The organism is Oenococcus sp. (genome assembly GCF_047725585.1).
GTDB lineage: Bacteria > Bacillota > Bacilli > Lactobacillales > Lactobacillaceae > Oenococcus > Oenococcus kitaharae_A.
In genome coordinates this window covers 156,182-179,369 of the sequence record NZ_JBDNNF010000003.1, presented here as the reverse complement: position 1 = coordinate 179,369, position 23,188 = coordinate 156,182, and the positions used below count along the sequence as shown (strand labels likewise).

Below are 23,188 nucleotides of genomic sequence, written 5' to 3'. Positions count from 1 at the left end.
AAAAAAATGATGATTGCCGATCCAAAAACCTCCCATATTTCTCTTTCGGCGCTTTTTAAATCTGGTGATAGTTCGACAAAAATATCATATTTTCTTATGGGATTCAATAATCTCGCGAACAAACAGATTATTAAAGGACTCTTCTTTCTATTTTCTGAAATCGGTTTCTTTACCTGGCTGTTCGTCGATGGCATCAATGCGTTGAGTCAATTAGGAAGTCTGGGAACCAAACAAGCTGGAGAAAGGTATGACGCTAAATTAGGTGTCTATGTTTCTGTTAATGGGGATAACTCCATGCTAATCCTGTTATATGGTTTGGCTTCGCTTTTGATTATTGCTTTATTCCTTTACGTCTACCGAGTTAATTTAAAATCGGATCGGAAAATTTGGGAATTCAAAAAATCTTCTCGGAAAATTATGACCTTTAAAGAAGATGTTGCTGAGTTGCTGGATGACAGGCTGCATCTGCTTTTCATGGCTATACCTATGATCGGTATTTTATTCTTTACAGTGTTGCCGATCCTCTATATGGTTTCAGTTGCCTTTACCAGTTACGATCATGCTCACTTACCACCGGGGCACCTGTTTCACTGGATTGGCCTGGCCAATTTTGGAAACATTTTTACCGGTGCTATGGCCGGCACATTTTTTCCAGTTTTTCTTTGGACAATAATCTGGGCAGTGCTGGCAACGGTTTCAAGCTTTATTTTAGGTATTTTTCTTGCCATGCTCATTAATACGAAAGGTGTTAAGGGACAAAAAATCTACCGCACCATTTTCATCTTGACTATGGCAATCCCTCAATTCATTTCTTTTCTCATCTGGGCAAACATGCTGAATAATGCGGGTTTGATTAATTCTATTTTAGAGAATATCGGCCTGATTACAAAGCCGATTCCGTTTTTGACAGATGGGTTAACAGCTAAGGCAACTGTACTGATTGTGAATCTGTGGGTTGGGATGCCAGTTACGATGCTAGTTACAACAGGCATTTTACAAAATCTGTCTCAAGAGCAGGTAGAGGCAGCTAAAATGGATGGCGCATCGAAATTTCAAGTGTTTACGAATATCACTTTCCCCCAGATTTTATTCGTTATGGCGCCAGCTTTGATTCAGCAATTCATCGGCAACATTAATAATTTCAATGTCATTTTCCTCTTAACCGGTGGCGGACCAGCTGATTCCAATTTCTATAATGCTGGCGATACTGATCTGTTAGTAACTTGGCTATACAATCTGACTTTAGGTACTCAAGACTATAACATCGCTTCTGTGGTCGGCATTATTATCTTTGTCTTCTCGGCGGCCTTCAGTCTCTTTATGTATAAAAAAGTGAATAAATTGCAGGGGGTGAATGGATAATGCAAAGAGAAAAAAAGAGAACGGCTTTAATCAGCCAAATTGTTTTGACAATTTTAGCATTCATTTGGATCATACCGATCCTGTACGTGATTTTACAAAGTTTTCGTTCTGAAGGCGGGCAGTTTGTCTCTTATTTCATCCCGCATAAATGGACTTTGAATAATTACATTTATTTGTTTACGAACAATCAAGGCTGGAACTATGGCCAGTGGTTTACGAATACGCTTTTTGTTTCAGTCATCTCTGGTGCTATCTCCACTTTTATCACAATCGGTGTTGCCTATGCCTTGAGTCGATTGAAATTCCGTTTAAAGGGTTTTTATCTGCGGTTTGCCTTGATCATTGGTATGTTTCCCGGTTTTCTAAGTATGATTTCGATCTACTATATTTTGAAAGCTTTGGACCTAACAAACAGCCTTTGGTCTTTGATTATTATGTATTCTTATGGCGCCGCACTTGGCTTTTATGTTCAAAAAGGGTTCTTCGATACAATTCCGCAGAGCCTTGATGAGCGTGCACAAATCGATGGTGCTTCGCGTTGGGACATTTTTAGGAGAATCACACTTCCCTTAGCGAAACCGATTATTGTTTATACCGCTCTGATTGCTTTCACAGGGCCTTGGATGGACTTTATATTTGCACAAGTTGTCCTGGGCAATAATCAGAGCAAATGGACTGTTGCTGTTGGCTTGTTTAATATGGTCGGTGCCCGAGAAAATGCTAACTCGCTCTTCATGAGCTTTGCGGCTGGATCAGTATTAATCGCTATCCCAATTACGTTGTTGTTCATTTGGTTGCAGCGTTTCTTTGTTGAAGGGGTAACGGCTGGATCAGTTAAAGGATGATAAAGCTATGGTGACATTAAAAGATATTGCATTGGCTGCCGGAGTGAGCACCGCAACTGCATCAAGGGCACTGAATCCAAACCCAGTTTCTGGTACGTATATTAATAAAAATACACGCGCCCATGTATTAAAAATGGCCGCCAAACTTGGTTATTCTCCTAATCTTTCAGCGCGTACTTTAAGCAATGGATCAAGCAATACGGTAGGGGTGGTGTTTGGCCCCAACACTGGCGTCATTGCCGGTAATGATTTTGGTCTGCACATGCTGTTTGGCATCCAGCAGGCTATTGCAAAATTCAACTATACGTCATCGCTAGCTAGTGGGGATAATTGGAATCAAGTTCTGGACAACGTCAAACTTCTAGTTGAAGGAACCAAGACAAAATTATTTGTGCTGCTGTACACGATGAAAAACGATCCAGTTTCTGCGTATTTAAGAAAGAAAAAAATTCGTTATGTGATCACTGGCGAGCCGGAAGAATGGACCGATGCCCTCTATGTGGACAATGATAATCGTTTAGCTGGCTATCAAGCTGGCGAAATATTGCTTGATGATTTGCATGCTCGCTATCCTTTGGCAGTGACTAGCCGTGATCATTGGAAATTCGAGATCAACCGATTGGCTGGCTTTAAAGCAAAGATGGCCAAGTCAGGTAAAAAATTCTGTTATTTGGAAACCAGTTATGACCCACAAGTATCAAAACAACAGCTCGTAGATATTTTGGAACGTAATCCGGCAATTGACAGTATTTTTGCAACTGATGACCGCTTAGCTTTCATTGCTAAACAGCAATATGATGCCAAGTTCTCATTACCAGTGCCAGTCGTCAGTTTTAATAACTCTGAGTATGCAGCTATCGCCGGGGATCATTTTTATTCGTTTGATGTGCTTCCCGAGCAATTAGGTATTCAGGCTGTCGGCCTACTTTTTAACCATAATGGTAAGGGCACGAATGTGGCGGCTGGGCATGTTGTGATTCAAGCAAAGAAACCAAAAGTTTAAGGACTGTTAATCATGAAGAGAATTTTTGAAATAGATCCCTGGAAAATTACCAGCCATATCTTAGACAAGACCGACAAGCGTCTGCAGGAGTCTATCACCAGCTTGGGTAACGAATACATGGGTATGCGGGGGATGTTTGAAGAAAACTACTCAGCTGATCACCTGCAAGGCATTTATATCGGCGGTGTCTGGTTTCCCGACAAAACACGTGTCGGCTGGTGGAAGAATGGCTATCCGCTTTACTTTGGCAAAGCAATTAATGCCTTGAATTTCATAAAACTGCGTATTTTTGTTGATGATCGCGAATTGGATTTAGCTAAAATACCTTTTGAAAATTTTGAAATTTCACTGGATATGAAACGAGGCATATTGACTCGCTCGTTTTGTGCATTAGGTATTAAATTTGACGTTGAGCGTTTTGTCTCGGTTTCTATAAAAGAATTAGCCGCCCTGCGCTGGCACTTTACCGCGATTGATCATCAGGACCATAAAGTCGTGATCAGATCTTATATTGACGCTGATGTGTCCAATGAAGATTCAAATTACGATGAAAAATTTTGGCAGCCTTTAAAAACTGCATCACAAAATAATTACTCCTTTGTTTCCGCTCAAACAGTCCCTAATAATTTTGGCGTGCCTCAATTTACAGTGCTGGCTGCCCAGTTGGTCTCTGGGGACTTTGCGGCCACTGGTCATCATGCTGATGCTAAGCAAGTTGAAAATGATTCTGAAGCGATTGTATCAGGCCAAACCAAAACATTTGAAAAACGGATTGTCGTGACAACCTCGCGGGATTATGAGAATGAAGATGCCATGCTGCAGGCTAATCAGGCCATCTTTGCTACACAACTTGCCGGACAATCTTTTGAAGAGCTGCTAGCAGCACATGCCAAGGTGTGGACAGATCGCTGGGAAAAGGCTGATGTGGAAATATCAGGGGATGATGAGGCGCAGCAGGCCATTCGTTTTAACATCTTCCAATTATTTTCGACTTACTACGGTAATGATTCACGCCTGAATGTCGGGCCCAAGGGTTTTACCGGTGAAAAATATGGCGGAGCGACTTATTGGGACACGGAAGCCTTTATAGTGCCAATGTATCTTGCGATTGCTGACCCGAAAGTTGTGAGAAATTTGCTGCGTTATCGTTATGACCAATTAGCCGGTGCCTATCATAATGCTAAAGAACAGGGACTGAAAGGCGCCTTGTTCCCGATGGTTACTTTTGACGGGATTGAATCTCACAACGAATGGGAAATTACTTTTGAAGAAATACATAGGAACGGCACGATTGCCTTTGCTTTGTACAACTACACACGCTATACCGGTGATACGTCATGGGTTGAGAACGAGGGGTCCGAGGTGCTCATAGCGATTGCGCGTTTTTGGGCAGACCGTGTTTTTTATTCTCCGAGAAAGAAAGTCTATATGATTCATGGCGTTACCGGTCCCAATGAATACGAAAACAATGTTAACAACAATTGGTACACCAACTTCATCGCTAGGTGGACTTTAAAATATGCGCTACAGATGCTGCCTCAAATTTCCAGCAAATATCAAGAAAAAAATCACGTTAGTCCTCAGGAAAAAGAACACTGGCAGGATATTGTCGATCATTTTTATCTCCCTGAGGCTGATGTTGGGGATAAACATATTTTTGTTCAAAACGATACCTATTTGGACAAGGATTTGACACCCATTGCCAAGTTGCCAAAGGATGTGCTGCCGCTCAATCAGCACTGGAGCTGGGACAAAATATTGCGCTCTCCTTATATTAAACAAGCCGATGTCTTACAAGGCATTTACTATTTTCTTGATAAGTTTTCAGATAAAGAAAAGCGTGACAATTTTAATTTTTATGAACCCTTAACTGTTCACGAATCTTCCTTGAGCCCATCCATTCATGCCATCATCGCGGCAGATATCGGCCTTGAAGACGAGGCTGTCGAGATGTATCAACGGACTTCTAGATTGGACTTGGATAATTACAATAACGACACCGTTGACGGCCTGCACATTACCTCCATGTCAGGTTCTTGGCTTGCCATTGTACAAGGTTTTGCTGGTATGCGTGTGAGCGACCAAGGCCGATTATCATTCAAACCCTTTTTGCCTAAATTATGGCATTCATATCGTTTTAGGATCAACTTTAGAGGTCGACTGTTAAAAATTTCGGTCGATGCACATGGCACCCAAATTGGCAGAATGCTCGGCGAGCCCATTGCTTTGAGTGTCAATGGGCAAGAACGGGAAGTTTAATCGCTGTTGGACTGTTTTAATTGTGTTTTTCGATTAGTGAGCGTTTAAAGATGCTGCAGGGGCGAGTTTTTCCTCTAAAATAGACTTGATGAAAAGATCCCGACAGCAAGAAATTAGAAAACAAATCCGTAAAGAGCAGCGCAAGCCCAGTCCAGAGGAAGTCATCGAGGCCCGTTCACGAATTGCGCGTCAGCGGATTGATGACGAAAACGCGAAAAATGGTAAAAAGAGCCGTTTTGATTATTTGACGATTACGATGGCCGTCCTAATGGCTGCGATCACTTTGATCGGTGTTGTGATCGTCCTTTTGGATATAATGTAATATTTTTTCTACCGGAAAAAGCTAGACAAAGTATTTTTATCCTGCTATGATATTTGGCAATGTGAATTTTTAAAAGTCACAGGCGAAGGAGCAGGAGCAGATGAACAGTGTTCACACACAATTCTATGCAAAGATTAGTGTTTGCAGGCTCGCTTTTGCTTTTCATGTTTCTGTTGATAATTTAATTTTTAATCATTATTCAGTGATTAATACCTCAATTATTTCTAATTGAGGTATTTTTTTTGCCAAAATTCGGAGGAGAACATGGCTAATCTTTTTGTAAACATCAATGATTTATCCAATCAGGATCTCTTAGCGATGATCCATCAGGCTTTGTTATTCAAGCACGGTGATTTAATTCCCGCGGCCGAAAAACAAGTCGTGGCTAATATTTTTTTTGAAAACTCGACCCGCACCGCCAGCAGTTTTCAAATGGCAGAAATCAAATTAGGTTTTCCACGAATTGTGATTGACCCTAGCCGTTCTTCGGCAGCAAAAGGCGAAAGCCTTTCAGATACTTTAAAGACCTTAAAAGCGATTGGCGTCGGCATTGTCGTGATCAGGCATAGTCTGCGCGGCTGGTATGAACCTTTTTACGAATCGGCTGGTAAAACACTGCCCAAGCTTGTGAATGCTGGTGATGGCAACGGTCAGCACCCATCGCAGAGTCTGCTTGATTTAATGACGATCAGCGAACATTTCGGACGTTTCGCCGGCTTGAAGATTCGAATTATCGGTGATATTTATCACTCTCGTGTCGCTCGCTCCAATGCCGAAATTTTAAAGCGGCTCGGTGCTGAGGTCACTTTTTCCGGCCCGCGTGATTGGCGTGATGCGTCACTAACACAATACGGGCAGTATGTTGACTTAGACGACGGACTTGGACAGCAGGATGTTGTGATGTTATTGCGCGTCCAGCACGAGCGTTTATCCGCCGACGAGAATTCGACTTTTACACCGATCGCTTATCATGCACAATTCGGTCTCACACAGGCACGTTACGACTGTTTGAAAAACGATGCGATTATTATGCATCCGGCACCAGTCAATCGCGGCGTGGAAATCGATAGCGATTTGGTCGAGGCACCCAAGTCACGCATTTTCCAGCAGATGGCAAACGGTGTTTTCGCCCGCATGGCCATCCTCAATTACTTGAATAGCCCATTAACGACAAGGGAGCTGGTCTAATATGCCGACGATTTTAATCAAAAACGCGCGTGTGCTGGTTGGCGAAAATCAGCTGATCAAACAGGATGTGCTGATCGAAAATACTTATATTAAACAGGTCGCGGATACGATTACCGTTTCCGCTGATCAAGTGATAGACGCTGAAAATGCTTTGTTGCTGCCAGGATTAATTGATGTGCATGTACATTTTAGAGAACCGGGTTTTGCCGAAAAAGAAACAGTAGCCAGTGGATCAAAAGCAGCCGCGCGAGGCGGTTTTACAACGGTCCTAGCCATGCCGAATGTTAATCCAGTCGTTGATAATCCTGATGTTTTGCGCCAAATGCTGGCTTTAAACCAGCGTGACGAGATTGTGAAAATCCATCAGTACGCGGCCATTTCTGCCGGTTTGGATTCAGATCATGTTGACGATTTAGACGCTTTGGCAAAAGCTGGTGCAGTGGCCTTTACAAATGACGGTAAGGGAGTGCAGACGGCCGATACAATGTATGAAGCGATGAAAGCTGCGGCTCGGTTGGGTAAAGTGCTTGTGGCGCATGTCGAAGACGATTCTCTGATTCACGGCGGTGTCATGAACGCTGGTCCAGCAGCCGATGCTTTAGGATTGCCGGGCGCTAATAAGTTAAGCGAAAGTTCACAGCTAGCGCGTGATCTTGTGATGGCTCAGGCGACTGGCGTGCGTTATCACGTGGCGCATGTCTCGACAGCTGAGAGTGTCGCATTGATTCGGATTGCAAAAAAAGAAGGCGTTCATGTGACGGCCGAAGTTTCCCCACATCATCTGCTTTTAGACGACGGCATGATCACAAAAGACGATGCCATGATGAAAATGAATCCACCGCTGCGTTCGCCGCATGATAGGGCTGCTTTGATTGCTGGCTTGTTAGACGGCACAATCGACATGGTCGCAACAGATCACGCACCGCATACGGCTGCCGAAAAAGCACAGGGGATGTTAAAGGCACCGAATGGCGTGACTGGAATTGAGACGAGTTTTCAGCTTTTATACACACATTTTGTCAAAAGCGGTGTCATGTCTCTACGGCGCTTGCTGCAAGTCATGAATCAGGCACCCGCAGCAGCTTTTTCTTTGTCTGATGCGGCTGTGAAAGTGGCAGCGGGGCAAAAAGCAGATCTGGCTTTGTTTGATATTGATCATCCCCATGTCATTTCTAAAGACGAATTTGCCTCAAAAGCTAGTAACAGTCCCTTTATCGGCTGGGAAATTTATGGACAGACACAGGCAACTTGGGTTAACGGCCAGCAAGTGTATGCAGCGGAAAGGAGCCAAGCATGACAAAACGCTATTTAGTTTTGGAAAACGGATCAATTTATGAGGGCGAAGCCTTTGGTACAGCTGGTACTTCAGTCGGCGAATTGGTTTTCAATACGGGCATGACCGGCTATCAGGAAACGATCACGGATTTGTCTTATGCCAATCAGATGATTGTCTTTACTTATCCTTTGATCGGTAATTATGGCGTTAACCGTGACGATTCAGAAAGCCTGCGCCCGGCTGCTGCAGCGATTGTTGTGCATGAAATTGCCCGCCGTCCCAGTAATTGGCGCATGCAGATTTCGCTGACCGAATGGGCTGAAAAGATGCGTCTGCCGGGAATTACGGGTGTCGATACGCGCGCCCTCACAAGAGAATTACGTGATCAAGGGGTGATGAAAGCGGCTTTAGTCGATCAAGTAGCGCCGGACACAGTCGCTTGGCTGCGTGGGCAAGCACTGCCGACAGATCAGGTTCAACAGGTGACTGTTCGCAGCGGTTACCAAAATCCGAATGTTGGGGTCACGATTGCACTGATTGATTTCGGTTTGAAAAATTCCATTCTGCGTTCTCTAGCAGCGTGGCAGTGCAATGTGGTTGTTTTCCCGGCCGATGTTGATGCCAAGACAGTATTAGAAGTGGATCCTGACGGTATTATGCTGTCAAACGGCCCTGGTGATCCGCAATCAGTCAGTTACGCCATTCCAACCATTCAGGCCTTGCAAAAAGTGAAACCACTTTTCGGTATTTGCCTAGGACACCAATTGTTTGCCATGGCTAACGGCGCAAAAACTTTCAAAATGAAATTCGGCCATCGCGGTTTTAATCATGCCGTGCGATCAATCGACAGCCCGAGACTGGCCTTCACTTCACAGAATCATGGTTATGCAGTTGATGAGGCCTCGCTGGCTGGAACTGACTTGATCGTGACTTACCGTGAAGTCAATGATGGGACTGTGGAAGGGCTGAAGTCGACTGTTTATCCGGCTTTCTCAGTCCAATTCCATCCAGACGCTGCGCCTGGCCCGCATGATGCGGATACGATTTTTGATGATTTCTTGCGGCTGATCGCAGCTGACAAAAGGAGGAAAAATGCCCAAACGGTCTGATATTCATAAAATACTGGTCATCGGTTCCGGACCGATTGTGATTGGCCAAGCGGCTGAATTTGATTATTCGGGCACGCAAGCCAGTCTGTCTTTGCGTGAAGAAGGTTATTCCGTGGTACTGGTCAATTCAAATCCGGCCACGATTATGACTGATGCTGAAACGGCGGACAAGGTTTATATTGAGCCCCTGACACTGGAATTTGTCGAAAACGTCTTGAGAAAGGAACGACCGGATGCCATTTTAGCGACACTTGGCGGTCAGACTGGCTTGAATCTGGCTAAAGATTTATCCGAAGATGGTATCTTAGACGAATTGCATATCGAATTGCTGGGCACGAAATTGTCAGCGATTGAGCAGGCTGAAGACCGAGAAAAGTTCAAGGAACTCATGGAAGAACTGCATGAGCCGATTCCAAAATCACAGACAGCGACGACATTGACTGAAGCTTTGAATTTTGCTGAACACCAGGGTTATCCGGTCATTGTCCGCCCGGCTTATACCTTGGGTGGTACTGGCGGCGGCATCGCTAACAATGAAATGGAACTTCGCCAGATTGCTGAAAATGGGCTGGAATTATCGCCAGTGACACAGATCCTCGTTGAAGAATCGATCGCAGGCTATAAAGAAATCGAATTCGAAGTGATGCGCGATGCTAATGATAATGCCTTGGCCGTGGCTTCCATGGAAAACCTGGATCCCGTCGGCATTCATACAGGTGACTCGATTGTCCTAGCGCCAGTGCAGACTTTGTCGGACAAAGAATATCAAATGCTGCGTGATGCGTCATTGAAAATTATTAGAGCCTTGAAAATTCAGGGTGGTGCCAACGTCCAACTAGCTTTGAACCCGAATAGTTTTGCCTACGATGTGATTGAAGTGAATCCACGTGTTTCTAGGTCATCAGCTCTAGCTTCTAAAGCCACAGGTTATCCAATTGCAAAAATGGCTGCTAAAATTGCGGTCGGCCTGACCTTAGATGAAATTATCAATCCTGTCACCGGCAGCAGTAAAGCAGCTTTTGAACCGGCCTTGGATTATGTCGTGGTGAAAATTCCGCGCTGGCCTTTTGACAAATTCACGACAGCTGATCGTCGTTTGGGCACACAGATGAAAGCCACTGGTGAAGTCATGGCTATCGGCCGCAATATCGAAATGGCTTTGATGAAGGCTGTTCGTTCTTTGGAAATTGGTGCCTTAGCTTTAGACGACGTGCGTTTTCCGGAATGGTCTAAAGAAAAATTGTTGGACGCGCTTTGGCCGGCACGCGATGATCGCTTATTCATGATTGCCGATCTATTGCGCCGAGGTGTGAGTGTCGAAGCAATTCATGATAAAAGCGGTATTGATTATTTCTTCTTGGACAAAATTGCGCATCTAGTCGAGATCGAAGAAGCTTTAAAACAGCATCCTTTCGATCAGGATTATTTGAAAATGGCTAAGGAAAACGGTTTTCCGGATGCCGCCATCGCGCGTTACTGGCACAGCGATGAACAAAAAATCCGTGCTTTGCGAGAACAGCAGCACCTATTACCTACTTATAAAATGGTCGACACAGCAGCCGGCGAGTTCGTTTCTAAAACGCCTTACTATTATTCGACCTATGAACGCGAAAACGAATCCAAATCCATCGGGTCTAAAAGCGTACTTGTCTTGGGTTCCGGGCCGATTCGTATCGGACAAGGCGTGGAATTTGATTACGCGACGGTTCATTCTGTCAAAGCGATTCAAAAAGCTGGCTACAAAGCAATTGTCATCAACTCAAATCCTGAGACTGTTTCGACAGATTTTTCCATCTCCGACAAGCTGTATTTTGAACCGATCACACTAGAAGATGTTTTGAATATTGTGGATCTGGAAAAGCCGCTCGGTGTGATTGTCCAATTTGGTGGCCAGACTGCGATTAATCTTGCTGCACCTTTGCAGGCGGCTGGCGTTAGGATTTTAGGGACAGCCGTTTCCGATATTAATCGTGCTGAAGACCGTGAGGATTTTGGTGAGGTTATTCAACAATTACAGTTGCCTCAGCCGGTCGGGAAAACGGCTAGTTCAGTTGAGGAAGCCTTGGCTGCTGCTGAACAAGTTGGCTACCCGATTTTAATCCGGCCTTCTTACGTCTTAGGCGGACGCGCGATGGAAATCGTGGCTAACGCTGATGAACTGGCTAAATATATGCATCGTGCCGTGAAAGTCTCCCATGATCACCCAGTCTTAATTGATTCCTATCTAACTGGTAAAGAAGCTGAAGTCGATGTGATTAGTGACGGTCAGACCGTCGTAATTCCGGGGATTATGGAACACATTGAGCGGGCTGGTGTTCATTCTGGTGATTCCATGTCTGTTTACCCGCCGCAATATCTCAGCCAAAATGTCCAAGACCAAATCGTCAAAGCCTCGATTGAAATAGCTAAGTCTCTAAAAACAGTCGGATTGATGAACGTCCAATTCGTGATTCATGATGAAAAAGCCTATATTATCGAAGCCAATCCGCGCGCGTCACGTACGGTGCCTTTTATCTCCAAAGTGACTCAGATCCCGCTGGCACAGTTAGCCACGAGTGTGATTTTGGGTGCTTCGTTGAAAAAATTAGGTTTCCATGAAGGCCTGGCAGAAAAAAGTTATCTTGTCCATGTCAAAGCACCGATTTTCTCATTTTCCAAACTGCCAAAAGTCGACTCGTCACTGGGACCGGAAATGAAGTCGACTGGTGAAGTCATGGGAACTGACCGTACGTTGTCAAAAGCCCTCTATAAAGCCTTCGTTGCTTCGGGATTTCATCTGCCTAGTCATGGTAATGTGCTCTTCACGATTGCCGACCGCGACAAAAAAGAGGCTTTGTCCTTGGCGGAACGCTTTAGTCGTCTTGGCTATATGCTGTGGGCAACAGCTGGCACGGCTGCTTATCTGAGAAGCCATCAGCTGCGTGTCAAAGAATTGGGTAAAATTTCCGATCAAGCCGATAATCCGGTGGCAGCTATGCGCAGCGGCCAATTGCAGTTAGTCGTCAATACTTTGGAGACAGATGAATTGCTGGAACCGGATGGCCGTCAAATTCGCTCGGCCGCGATTGAAAACGCCGTCCCTTTGTTCACGTCGCTGGATACGGTCGCAGCCTTCTTGCAGGTTTTGGAAAGCCGCTCCTTTGAAGTGGACGCGATCGAAGAAAGGCAGCTGCAGCTATGACAGGCACGACTGATAAATTATTTATCGCTTTGGATTTCACGGATGGCAGCCAGGCTTTGGCTTTTTTGAAACCTTTCGAAGATCAGGATATCCGGCCGGCTGTCAAGGTGGGTATGGCCTTGTTTTACGCGACTGGTGCCGATTTTATTTACGAACTGAGACAAGCTGGCTATCCTATTTTCCTGGATTTAAAACTTTTCGATATCCCGAATACGGTCGCAGCAAGCATGGCCTCAATTAACAAGATGAATGTCCAATATCTGACCTTGCATGCTTTGGGCGGTGAAAAAATGCTGGCAGCTGCGGTCCAAGAAAAAGCTGATGGCTTAAAACTGCTGGCAGTGACGCAGTTGACTTCCTTCTCGGAAATACAGATGCAGCAGACGCAAATGACGGCAGCCTCTGTCGAACAATCAGTCCAGCATCTGGCTAGGATTGCTGAAAGGGTGGGGATGTCCGGCACGATTTCGTCACCTTTGGAAGCAGGCTTGATCCGACAGGCAACCGGGCCAGGATTTTTGAAAGTCACACCTGGCATTCGTTTGCCTGATAGCGGAACAGACGATCAAAGCCGGATTGCCACCCCGGCCAAAGCAAAACAGCTTGGTGCCGATGCCTTGGTAGTCGGGCGTCCGATTATCCAGGCTGCAGACCCTGTATCTGTTTATAAAAAAATAATGGAGGATTTTACATGACGCACAACTATTCAAAAGAGGTCGCTGAAGATTTATTGGCTATCCAGGCTATTAAATTTGCGCCCGAAGATCCTTTCACTTGGGCTTCCGGCATTGTCAGCCCGATTTATACAGACAATCGGCTGACAATCGCGTTTCCAAAAGTACGCGACTTAATCGCAGCTGGTCTAGCTGAATTGGCCGCTGAGCGTTTTCCCGAAGCTGATATTATCGGCGGCGTGGCAACGGCTGGTATCCCGCATGCGGCTTTGGTTGCTGACTGTTTGGCCAAACCAATGATTTATGTCCGCGCCAAGCCTAAAGATCACGGTCGCGGCAAACAGGTCGAAGGCGCCGATGTTGCTAACAAAAACGTCTTATTAATCGATGATTTATTCTCGACTGGCGGATCGGTGTTGGGAGCGGCAACAGCTGTTCAAGCTGCTGGGGGTCGAGTGGTCGGCCTGCTGGCGATTTTTTCTTATGAATTGCAGGCACTTTCGGAGAATTTTGCGGCGGTCGGGCTGGATTATGCTGCTCTGACCAATTACACGCAATTAGCCCAGGCAGCTGTGGCGCGTGGTGATCTTGACGCATCGCAAATTGAGACTTTAGAAGATTGGCATCAAGATCCAAAACACTGGCGGAAATAGGAGAGAAAGCACATGAATTATTCAACAACAATTGCAAACGAACATTTTGATCATTTACTGTTAAACGCCGGTGGCATTTTTTGTGAGACAGTCGATCAGCTGGAGAAAATTCAGCATGCTCCAGGTGCGGGTGCTGTTATGACCAAATCAGCTACGGCTGAAAAACGCACCGGGAACCCGAACCCACGCTACTTTACATATCCTGATCATCACAACACGATCAATGCCATGGGCCTTCCCAATTTAGGAATTGATTATTATTTGGACTACGTGCTGCATCACCAGCTGACACTGCCGACGATTCTTTCGGTCGTCGGTCTCTCTGAAGAAGAAATCGTTGCTAATGTGAAAAAAATTCGCGCCAGCGGCTACGACGGTCTGATTGAATTAAATCTTTCCTGCCCGAACGTGCCAGGTAAGCCGCAGATTGCCTATGATTTTGACACGACTGATCATCTGCTGGATCGTATTTACAGCTTTTTTACGGGGCATTTAGGTGTGAAACTGCCGCCATATTTTGATATGGCGCACTTTGACCGTATCGCAAAAATCCTGAATCAATATCCATTAGCATATGTCAATGCTGTTAACTCAGTCGGAAACGGTTTGGTGATTGACCCTGAGACTGATCGTGTTGTTCTCATGGCAAAAGGCGGATTCGGCGGACTGGGTGGTGCTCAGATTAAGGCGACAGCGCTAGCTAACGTTCGAGCACTTCGTCTGCGTTTGAAGCCGGAAATTAAGATCATTGGGACTGGCGGTGTGACGACCGGGCGTGATGTTTATGATCATCTTTTGTGCGGTGCTGATCTGGTCTCGGTCGGATCACAATTGGCCATCGAAGGGCCAAGTATTTTTCAGCGTTTGGAAGACGAATTGGAGGCCATTTTTGCGGAGAAGCATATCGAGAGTTTAGACCAAGTCCGCGGTAAATTGAAGCGTTTGGACGAAGCGGAATAATAAAAGGGGATAGCAGAGTGATGGAAAAGACAGTTACTTCTAGTGCAAGTGGAAACGTGATTCAACCTGAGAAAGTCGGTGCTTATCAAAGACAGACTTTATGGTCATCCGTGATTGGCTATGCCATGGACGGCCTGGATATGATGCTGTTAGCATTTGTCCTGCCATTAATTATTGGCGATTTTCATTTAACGACCGCTGCGGCTGGCGGCATTTCAACAATTACGATGTTTGGTGTCGTGATTGGCGGCATTTCTTTTGGCATTTTGGCAGATCGTTTTGGCCGCGTAAAAGTCTTTACCTGGACCATTTTAATTTTTTCGCTTTTCACAGGCCTATCAGCGCTGGCACCTTCTGATCAGATCTTTGTCGGCATGCGTTTTCTGGCCGGACTGGGTCTGGGAGGTGAATTTGGTATCGGTATGACGCTGGTTTCTGAAAGCTGGCCAACGAAATTACGCACGAAGGCGACCTCTTGGGTCGCACTGGGTTATCAAGGCGGCACATTGTTAGCTACCTTGCTGGCGAGTTATGTAGCTGGCAATTTTGGCTGGCGGGGTGTCTTTGCGATCGGGATTCTACCGGCCTTGTTAGCTTGGTGGACTCGCCGAAATCTAGAAGAACCTGCCATGTGGATTGAAAACAGGCGTATGACTCATAAGGGTTTTTCGATAAAACCTTTGTTTGCAAACAGAAAAATAACTTTAACAACAATTGGATTGATTATTTTAACTTCTGTTCAGAATCTAGGTTATTTTGGCATTATGAACTGGATGCCGACAATGCTGGCTACCCAACGTCACGCGACGATCAGCGGGACGATCTTTTGGACCTTGTCGACTTTAAGCGGTATGGTCATCGGGATTGTCGTCTTTGCTTGGGCAGCTGATAAATTCGGACGCAAGCCGGCTTTTATCACTTTTCAGATTTCTGCGGCGATCATCGTCTGGATTTATTTTCAAATCACTAGCCCTGTTCTGCTCGTAGCTTTAGGATCGGTCCTGGGATTTTTTGTTAATGGCATGATGGGTGGCTATGGTGCTTTATTGTCCGAACATTATCCAACGGCTATTCGATCAACTGCTGAAAATTTGATCTTTAATCTGGGCCGTTTTATCGGCGGCTTTAGCCCGCTTTTCATCGGACTGCTAGCTTTGCACGGTTCTCTATCGGCTGCTTTAGGTATGATTTCCGGTATTTATATCTTAGCTGCGTTAGCGATGCTCCTTTTAATTCCCGAAACTAAGGGTGAAGACTTAGAAGCAATAGAAGCAGAATAGGCATAATTTAAAATAACAAGAACACGCATAATACACGAAGGTGTGTTTTTTGTCTGCGATTTCATGACATTTGTCACTATGAATGAACTTTTCCTAAAAAGTACTCTTTATTTCTTGACGAAAAATAGTTTCTCTTATATAGTTAACAAAAGTAATTAGTTTTGTTAACTATATAAAGGAATATCTCATGGAAACAATTAGTCAAACTTTTTCCGAACTGTATGACAAAATCTTAATTCGTTATCAAAACAATAGTGAACGTAGTCGGCAAATACCTGACCTTTCAGCTAGCGACGAACAATACATTAATTTTTTGTATGAACTCGATCAGCCGACTTTGACAAGTTTTGCCGAAAAATCTCAGATATCAAAACCAGCCGCCACAAGAATTATTCAACGTTTTTTGAAAAAAGGGTATTTAAGCAAACAGCCTTCATCTCAAGACAAAAGGGTTTCTTATCTGCATTTAAGCCAGCAGTTACGAGCTTATTGCCAAAATAGTTATCACTTATTTAACCAGGTATTTCTCCAGACAATTTCAGTCTTGTCACCAGCAGAACGGACGCAGCTGGAATATTTAATAAAAAAGGTCAATGAAAAAATATGACAGCCAAAAAGATTGAACAAAAATCACTGTTGGTCGGCATCTTTGTGAATTTACTTATGTCTTGCGCTGGCATCTTCGTCTATCACACGACACATATTGAAGCCCTATTTATTGATGCCTATTTTTCCTTGATTACTTTTTGCTCGGCGATTGTTTCTTTGATAGTATCCACGCTCAGCACCCATCGCAATAAAATGTTTCCCGACGGTTTCTTTGTCTTGGAACCACTATATTCGTTATTTCAATCAGTGCTGACTGTGGTCTTATTATCCACGTCTCTGGTGACTGTCGGCTTTAAGGCTTATGCCTACTTCATGCGTGGCGAGGGCAGCGTACTGGATGTCGGCCCGATATTGCCTTATGAAATGGTCATGATCCTGTTGTCTTGGAGCCTTTCCTATTTTTACAAAAGACAGAACCAGAAAATTCATCATTTAAGCACAATGCTTTTTTCTGAAACGCAGGGGACTTTTGTGGACGGTATGATGTCTTTGGGAATCGGCGTTGCCGCTTTAATTTTATTGTTTATTCAGCCGAATTCTGCCCTAGGTTTTTTACGCTACACGGGTGATTTTTTTATTACCCTATTGCTCGTGTTACTGACAATTAAGATGCCTTTGCAGGTGATTAAAAGTGCTTTTGGCGAGATATCTGGCAAATTATTATTGAATCCAGAGATACATCGCTGGATTGACGTCTGCTTGAAAAAGCACCCTTTAGAGGGCATTAAGATTAAAAAATACTTCGTATATAAAGTGGGCATGTCCATTAAAATTGATGTTTTTTTGGATACTGGGAAAGTATTCATTGACAGCAGTCAATTGTCGCAAACCAGAACTGCTATTTTAAAAGAATTATCCAAGAGACTAGAATTTGTCCATTTGGCTTTTTGCTTATGCTAAGAAAACACGCATTTGATCTCATGATCCTAATTTTAATTGCCTGTATCGCAGCAGGATGCTTATCGATTGCTTTTTTTCAATCTGGTCTAGTTTCTGATCTGCAAAGAAGTACTTTTTGGTACTGCCGATCTTCGAAATATTCAACTATCGCAAAAGCACATTTTGACGATGACTTTGTCAATTTAACTTATCGCGAGCAGCACCACGGCTTCTTTTATCGGGATTTTGATGCTATGCATTACTATATCAGTGATGTTTCAGGTGACAATTTGATTTATTTCAAACGACTTTTTTCTAAAAAATTATTAAAATTCAAAGTTTCAAAATTAGATTCTTCCTTCAAGCTTTTGCCAGAAAATCGTCTAGCTCGGAAAACTGAAGGTGTGATTGTGCTATTCAAATAATCGCGTCTATTTGTTTTATATTTGGGGTATTTTTACTGTGGCGTGTATTGCCTGAGTCACAATTTAGCTTGTGTCCACAAAGCTGTTAGACTATTGAAAAATATAATGGAAAACTCTAATAAAGAAACAAGTTCTAGCGATTTTGATCTGCTTTTTGCCGCCGATGCAGTCGCTTATCGGCGCCTTTAGCTGTGTTCTTGTTGATGCCGGAGGAACTAAGGACGAAGACTCGGAAACGATTGAAACAAGGTGATTTCAGTCTGAAGCTTTGAGGCCAAACGGCTCATAACCTCACCTCAAGTCTCATGAACACTCATTATCTAACTGAGTGTTTTTGTTGATCTCATTTTGATAGAATAAATATGTAAACGCATACATGTATCAGTTTGAATACATAAGTAGTTGGATAGATAAAAATGAATTGAAGTATATAAATGATTTGAAACAAAATGTAGATGAGGATGATGAGTAATGGATAAAAAAATAGTCGGAGAGACCTATCGCTTTACTGTGATCACTGATTTTCTGATTAGAATTGAAGAAGATCCGCTCGGTCACTTTGAGGACCGGCCCACACAAACAGTTGTGGACCGTAATTTCGGTCATCCGAAAATAGACGTGATCCACAACCAAAATGGCCACGTCTTAGAAATTGTCACTCCTGGCTGCCATCTTTACTACAATGGCGGCCGTTTTGCGCCAGACACGTTGTTTATTGATGTTGCTAGAGCACATTCACTTTTTCAAAATCGCTGGTTTTTCGGCGTGAATAACAACAATAATTTAAAAGGAACGGCACGCACACTGGATTCTGCCGATGGCCCGATTCCTTTAGCCGACGGCATTATGTCCAAAGACGGTTTTAGCTATCTAGATGATGCTGGCTCTGCCAGTTATTTATCGGAAACCGATTCTTATCAAACTAGGCCTAAGGGAATTATTGATGGCTACTTTTTTGCTTATGGCCGAGATTACCAGGCGGCCTTAACGGATTTCTATCGGCTGGCCGGGCCAGTGCCTTTGATTCCAAGATTTGCTTTAGGCAACTGGTGGAGCCGCTATTATCCCTATACTCAGGCCGGTTACCAGCGCTTAATGGCACGTTTTGACGAGAAAAAAATTCCGATCAGTGTTTCTGTGCTGGACATGGATTGGCATCAAGTTGATGTACCGCGCAAATACGGGTCTGGCTGGACTGGTTATACCTGGAATAAAAGCTTGTTTCCTCAACCCGAGAAACTGTTGGCCTGGCTTCACGAAGATGGCAAAAAGGTCTCTTTAAATGTTCATCCAGCCGCAGGAATTCGTGCCTTTGAAGACTGCTATCCAAAAGTAGCCAAAAACTTAGGCCTCGATGCGAAAAAAGAAGAAATAGCGGACTTTGATTTAGAAAATGCTAAGTTTAGGAAAAGTTACTTTGACGACGTGCATCATCCCTTAGAGGAACAAGGCGTTGATTTTTGGTGGCTTGATTGGCAACAGGGTGGCAGTCAGACTGACCAGCATCTTGACCCGCTCTGGCTCTTGAACCATTACCATTATCAAGACAGTGTCAAAAGACACAATGGGATTGGTCTAACTTTAAGCCGCTACGCCGGCCCAGGGTCCCATCGTTATCCCTTGGGCTTTTCTGGAGACACAATCATCTCTTGGGCATCGTTAAATTTTCAGCCTTATTTTACGATCACGGCAGCTAATATCGGCTATACCTGGTGGAGTCATGATATTGGCGGTCACATGCACGGTCATTTCGATGGCGAACTAGCTACCCGCTGGCTGCAATTCGGCGTTTTTAGTCCAATTAACCGCCTGCATTCCTCAAATAATCTCTTTTCCGGTAAAGAACCATGGAATTACCGCAGCGACTTTCAAGAAAGCCAGGAACGTTTTTTGCGTTTGCGAGCTCAACTGCTGCCTTATTTGGATACGGCTAACTTTAAAACGCATGTCCAGGGTGTACCGCTCGTGAAGCCTCTTTATTATGACTATCCAGAAGAAACACAAGCCTATGAACAAAAAAATGAGTATTTCTTCGGTTCACATATGCTGGTTTCACCGATTACAGCGCCGCACGATACTACAACCCAGGACGGCCATACCACGGTTTGGCTGCCAAAAGGCAACTGGATTGATTACCTGACCCATCTGCCATACCAAGGAGACACGGTGTTTAATGCCTATCGCGGTATCGACAGTCTCCCGGTCTTTGTCAAAAGAGGATCGTTGATTGTGACAAACCCGCATGTTATGGACAAGCCTGATCATCTGCCCCAGACCCTGCTGATTCAGATTTTTGCAGGCAGCGATGGTCATTATTGCCTGGTTGAACATGCGGGTAATCAACTGGCTAAAACGTTTTTCAACTGGCATGACCAGGAACACAAACTGAGTTACACGATTGAAGATCCTGATCATATTATTCCGAAAAATAGGCAGATTGACGAGGAAGTGATTGTTCCAAAAAAAGAAGATGTCTTCAAAGAACTTTTCAGCCGCCTTCAAAAAGCCAAAATTGCTTTTGATTTGAAACAACAGTTGTATCAGGCCTTCAAATCAGCTGATTTCACCACACTCGGCTATATCAATCTGCTTAATACTTTAGAAGACAAGGATTTGAAGAATACGTTAACTGAACTAGTTTATGTCAGGCAGTCTTATTTGAACGACATCTAAAGAGAAAGCCTAATTAAAAGATTGGTTTGGAATTTTGGGATAAACACCTATATAAAACCCCATTAGCATCGGTGATAATGTTGTTCTAAAACTGATAGCTAACCTCTATACGACTAGGTATCCAATTGATGCTGCGATTAGAAATGAAAAACTAGAATATGGCAAGGATTTCTAACTGTTTAATGCTTGTTTTAATGCAACTGCTGTATATGAATTAGACTGATTTAAGATACCTTGAGGAGCACCCTCGTACAAGATCCGGCCGCCAAAACTACCGGCATCCGGTCCGATATCTATTAGCCAGTCCGCCTGTGTCATCACGGTCAAATTATGTTCAATCAAGATCAATGTATTGCCTTGCGCAAGCAACTCATTAAATAAATTCAACAATTTGTCAATATCCTGCATGTGCAGACCAGCAGTTGGTTCGTCTAGAAAGATCATATTTCCCTGACCGTTCAATTGTGTGGCTAGCGACAACCGTTGCAATTCACCGCCAGATAACGTGGTTAACGATTGATTTAATTTGAGGTATCCGAGTCCCACTCGCTGTAAGTCAAGGATACGTGGGCCAATAACCAAGTCGTGCGCAAAACTTTTACTAGCAGTAGCAACACTCATTTCCAGAATATCGGCAATTGTATGGCTATGATATCTGTAACGAAGGGCTTCAGGACTATAACGTCGGCCATGGCATGCTTCACAGGTTTGGACAACCGGATCCATAAAGGCCATGTTGGTAATTGTGACACCTTTGCCTTTGCAAACCGGGCAAGCTCCTTGGCCGTTATAACTGAATAAACTACTGGAAACTTTATTAGCCTTAGCAAACCGTTGCCGGATTTTATCAAAGATTCCCAAATAGGTCAGTGGTGTCGAACGTAAATTAACGTTGGCGGCGCGCTGTTTTAGATTAATTACCGGTGTCTTGATACTATTCATCAATGATTGTGCGAGGGAACTTTTCCCAGATCCGGCAACCCCGGTTAAAACGGTCATCATGCCCAGTGGTATTTGAACATTGACGTCTCTCAAATTGTGCGCACGAAGATGATCGCGTTTTAGCCAATCTAAGCTGGGCTTGCGTGGTATTTTAAATGCATATGGTCGGCGCAGATATTGCCCGGTCAGTGTATCGGATTTAACCAACGCATCGAAAGTTCCAGCAAAAGTCACTTGGCCACCCTCATTTCCTGCAACTGGGCCAATTTCAACAGCATAATCGGCGCCAGTCATCATCGCGGGATTATGTTCTACGATCAAAATTGTGTTTCCTTGGTGCTGCAGCTTTAAAAGTGCTTGCTTGACCAAACGGATATCATGGGGATGTAAGCCAACACTGGGTTCATCCAAAATATAGACCAAATCTGATAACGAACTATTTAAATATTTTGCAATCTTAATTCGCTGGGATTCGCCGCCAGATAGACTGTTTGTTCCCCGGTCCAAGGATAGATAGCCCAAGCCAATATCAATCAATGAATTAAGCATTGTTGTTAATTCACGAATAATTGAACTTGCTAGCGGCAGTTTGATATGGTTTAAAAAAGCGGCTGCATCCAATAGAGGCATGGCACACACGTCGGCGATATTTTTGCCATTAATATGGTTTGAACGGACCAGATCATTGGCCCTTGTTCCATGACATGCAGGACAAACTGCGTGAGTAGCCACTTTCTCAATTTCCTCTTTGTGGTGTTTAGCTTCGGCTTTGTGGAGAATTGAGCGGTAAATTCGTGGCACGATTCCTTCGTACAAGGCCGTTGGATGCCATTTGGCTGGGGCGTTATGAAGTGGCTGCTGAGGTGCATGCATGAGCAATTCCCACTCTTTATCTGTATAATTTTTCAACGGTTTATCATTATCAAATAGGCCGCTGTTTGTATAACGTTTCCAACGCCAGGTATTGATACCAAAACTAACGAATGTAATAGCCCCTTGATTTAAAGATTTATTTTTATCAACCAAAGCAGATTCATCAAGTGTTTCTATATAACCAAGTCCTTGACATGCTGGGCACATTCCTTGCGGCATGTTGAAAGAAAAAGTATCAGAATAACCAATAAACGGTTTGCCAATTCGAGAAAAAAGTAATCGTAGTAATGCATAGACACCTGTATAGGTTGCCACGGTTGAACGGGGGTTCTGACCTATTTTTTTCTGTTCGATAACGATGGCAACGGGTAAATGTTCAATGGCTTTCACTTTAGGCTGTCCATATTTAGGTAGATATTGCTGCGTGAAACTGGGAAATGTTTCGTTCAATTCACGACGTGATTGAGCCGCAATGGTGTCAAATACCAATGATGATTTACCGGCACCAGATAATCCAACAAAAACAGTTGTTCGCTTTTTGGGGATTCGTATATCAACATCTTTTAAATTATTCTGTCTGGCACCGTGAACTGTAATTTCGCCATCACTAAATAAATCGTCTTGCGTCATATAATTCCTCCTCTTTATGGTACCGGCCACCAACAGTTAGTCCAG

At 44.0% G+C, this 23,188-nt stretch carries 18 protein-coding genes; 17 read left to right on the top strand and 1 reads right to left on the bottom strand.

The window, feature by feature from the left end:
- Positions 1-9: 9 nt before the first annotated feature.
- The 17 genes from ABF487_RS05420 (at position 10) to ABF487_RS05340 (ending at position 20,698) form a co-directional block, all read left to right on the top strand.
- Positions 10-1,362: a carbohydrate ABC transporter permease gene (locus ABF487_RS05420; protein WP_415626069.1), complete on the top strand. Its 1,353-nt coding sequence runs from the start codon at positions 10-12 to the stop codon at positions 1,360-1,362.
- A complete protein-coding gene (locus tag ABF487_RS05415; protein WP_415626037.1) occupies positions 1,362-2,207 on the top strand; it encodes a sugar ABC transporter permease in 846 nt (281 codons plus the stop codon). The genes ABF487_RS05420 and ABF487_RS05415 overlap by 1 nt, the downstream gene beginning before the upstream one ends.
- A 7-nt stretch (positions 2,208-2,214) precedes the next feature.
- Positions 2,215-3,210 (top strand): LacI family DNA-binding transcriptional regulator, encoded by a 996-nt coding sequence (locus tag ABF487_RS05410; protein WP_415634731.1) that lies wholly within the window; start codon positions 2,215-2,217, stop codon positions 3,208-3,210.
- Between the two features lie 12 nt (positions 3,211-3,222).
- On the top strand, positions 3,223-5,469 hold the full coding sequence (locus ABF487_RS05405) for a glycoside hydrolase family 65 protein (protein WP_415634730.1): 2,247 nt from the start codon (positions 3,223-3,225) through the stop codon (positions 5,467-5,469).
- 88 nt (positions 5,470-5,557) lie between these two features.
- Positions 5,558-5,791 (top strand): DUF4044 domain-containing protein, encoded by a 234-nt coding sequence (locus tag ABF487_RS05400; protein ID WP_007745384.1) that lies wholly within the window; start codon positions 5,558-5,560, stop codon positions 5,789-5,791.
- A gap of 264 nt (positions 5,792-6,055) precedes the next feature.
- Complete coding sequence (locus ABF487_RS05395) at positions 6,056-6,979, top strand: aspartate carbamoyltransferase catalytic subunit (RefSeq protein ID WP_415634729.1); 924 nt, start codon at positions 6,056-6,058, stop codon at positions 6,977-6,979.
- Position 6,980: 1 nt separating this feature from the next.
- The gene (locus ABF487_RS05390) at positions 6,981-8,276 is read left to right on the top strand and encodes a dihydroorotase (RefSeq protein ID WP_415634728.1); all 1,296 of its coding nucleotides are present in this window, start codon (positions 6,981-6,983) and stop codon (positions 8,274-8,276) included.
- Positions 8,273-9,364: a carbamoyl phosphate synthase small subunit gene (locus ABF487_RS05385; protein WP_415634727.1), complete on the top strand. Its 1,092-nt coding sequence runs from the start codon at positions 8,273-8,275 to the stop codon at positions 9,362-9,364. Before ABF487_RS05390 ends, ABF487_RS05385 begins: the two co-directional genes overlap by 4 nt.
- Positions 9,348-12,545: a carbamoyl-phosphate synthase large subunit gene (gene carB, locus ABF487_RS05380; RefSeq protein ID WP_415634726.1), complete on the top strand. Its 3,198-nt coding sequence runs from the start codon at positions 9,348-9,350 to the stop codon at positions 12,543-12,545. Before ABF487_RS05385 ends, carB begins: the two co-directional genes overlap by 17 nt.
- Positions 12,542-13,240: an orotidine-5'-phosphate decarboxylase gene (gene pyrF / locus ABF487_RS05375; protein WP_415634725.1), complete on the top strand. Its 699-nt coding sequence runs from the start codon at positions 12,542-12,544 to the stop codon at positions 13,238-13,240. The genes carB and pyrF overlap by 4 nt, the downstream gene beginning before the upstream one ends.
- Positions 13,237-13,872: an orotate phosphoribosyltransferase gene (pyrE, locus tag ABF487_RS05370; protein ID WP_415634724.1), complete on the top strand. Its 636-nt coding sequence runs from the start codon at positions 13,237-13,239 to the stop codon at positions 13,870-13,872. The genes pyrF and pyrE overlap by 4 nt, the downstream gene beginning before the upstream one ends.
- 12 nt (positions 13,873-13,884) lie before the next feature.
- On the top strand, positions 13,885-14,832 hold the full coding sequence (locus ABF487_RS05365; RefSeq protein ID WP_415634723.1) for a dihydroorotate oxidase: 948 nt from the start codon (positions 13,885-13,887) through the stop codon (positions 14,830-14,832).
- 20 nt (positions 14,833-14,852) lie between these two features.
- Complete coding sequence (locus tag ABF487_RS05360; RefSeq protein WP_415634722.1) at positions 14,853-16,112, top strand: MFS transporter; 1,260 nt, start codon at positions 14,853-14,855, stop codon at positions 16,110-16,112.
- A gap of 187 nt (positions 16,113-16,299) precedes the next feature.
- Positions 16,300-16,719, top strand: coding sequence for a MarR family winged helix-turn-helix transcriptional regulator (locus tag ABF487_RS05355; protein ID WP_415634721.1), 420 nt, complete (start codon positions 16,300-16,302; stop codon positions 16,717-16,719).
- The gene (locus ABF487_RS05350; RefSeq protein ID WP_415634720.1) at positions 16,716-17,621 is read left to right on the top strand and encodes a cation transporter; all 906 of its coding nucleotides are present in this window, start codon (positions 16,716-16,718) and stop codon (positions 17,619-17,621) included. Before ABF487_RS05355 ends, ABF487_RS05350 begins: the two co-directional genes overlap by 4 nt.
- Positions 17,622-17,641: 20 nt before the next feature.
- Positions 17,642-18,025 (top strand): hypothetical protein, encoded by a 384-nt coding sequence (locus ABF487_RS05345; protein WP_415634719.1) that lies wholly within the window; start codon positions 17,642-17,644, stop codon positions 18,023-18,025.
- Between the two features lie 471 nt (positions 18,026-18,496).
- Positions 18,497-20,698, top strand: coding sequence for a TIM-barrel domain-containing protein (locus tag ABF487_RS05340; RefSeq protein WP_415634718.1), 2,202 nt, complete (start codon positions 18,497-18,499; stop codon positions 20,696-20,698).
- A gap of 171 nt (positions 20,699-20,869) precedes the next feature.
- On the opposite strand, the gene ABF487_RS05335 is transcribed toward ABF487_RS05340, so the two are convergent.
- Positions 20,870-23,143: an excinuclease ABC subunit UvrA gene (locus ABF487_RS05335; RefSeq protein ID WP_415634717.1), complete on the bottom strand. Its 2,274-nt coding sequence runs from the start codon at positions 23,141-23,143 to the stop codon at positions 20,870-20,872.
- Between the last annotated feature and the right edge of the window lie 45 nt (positions 23,144-23,188).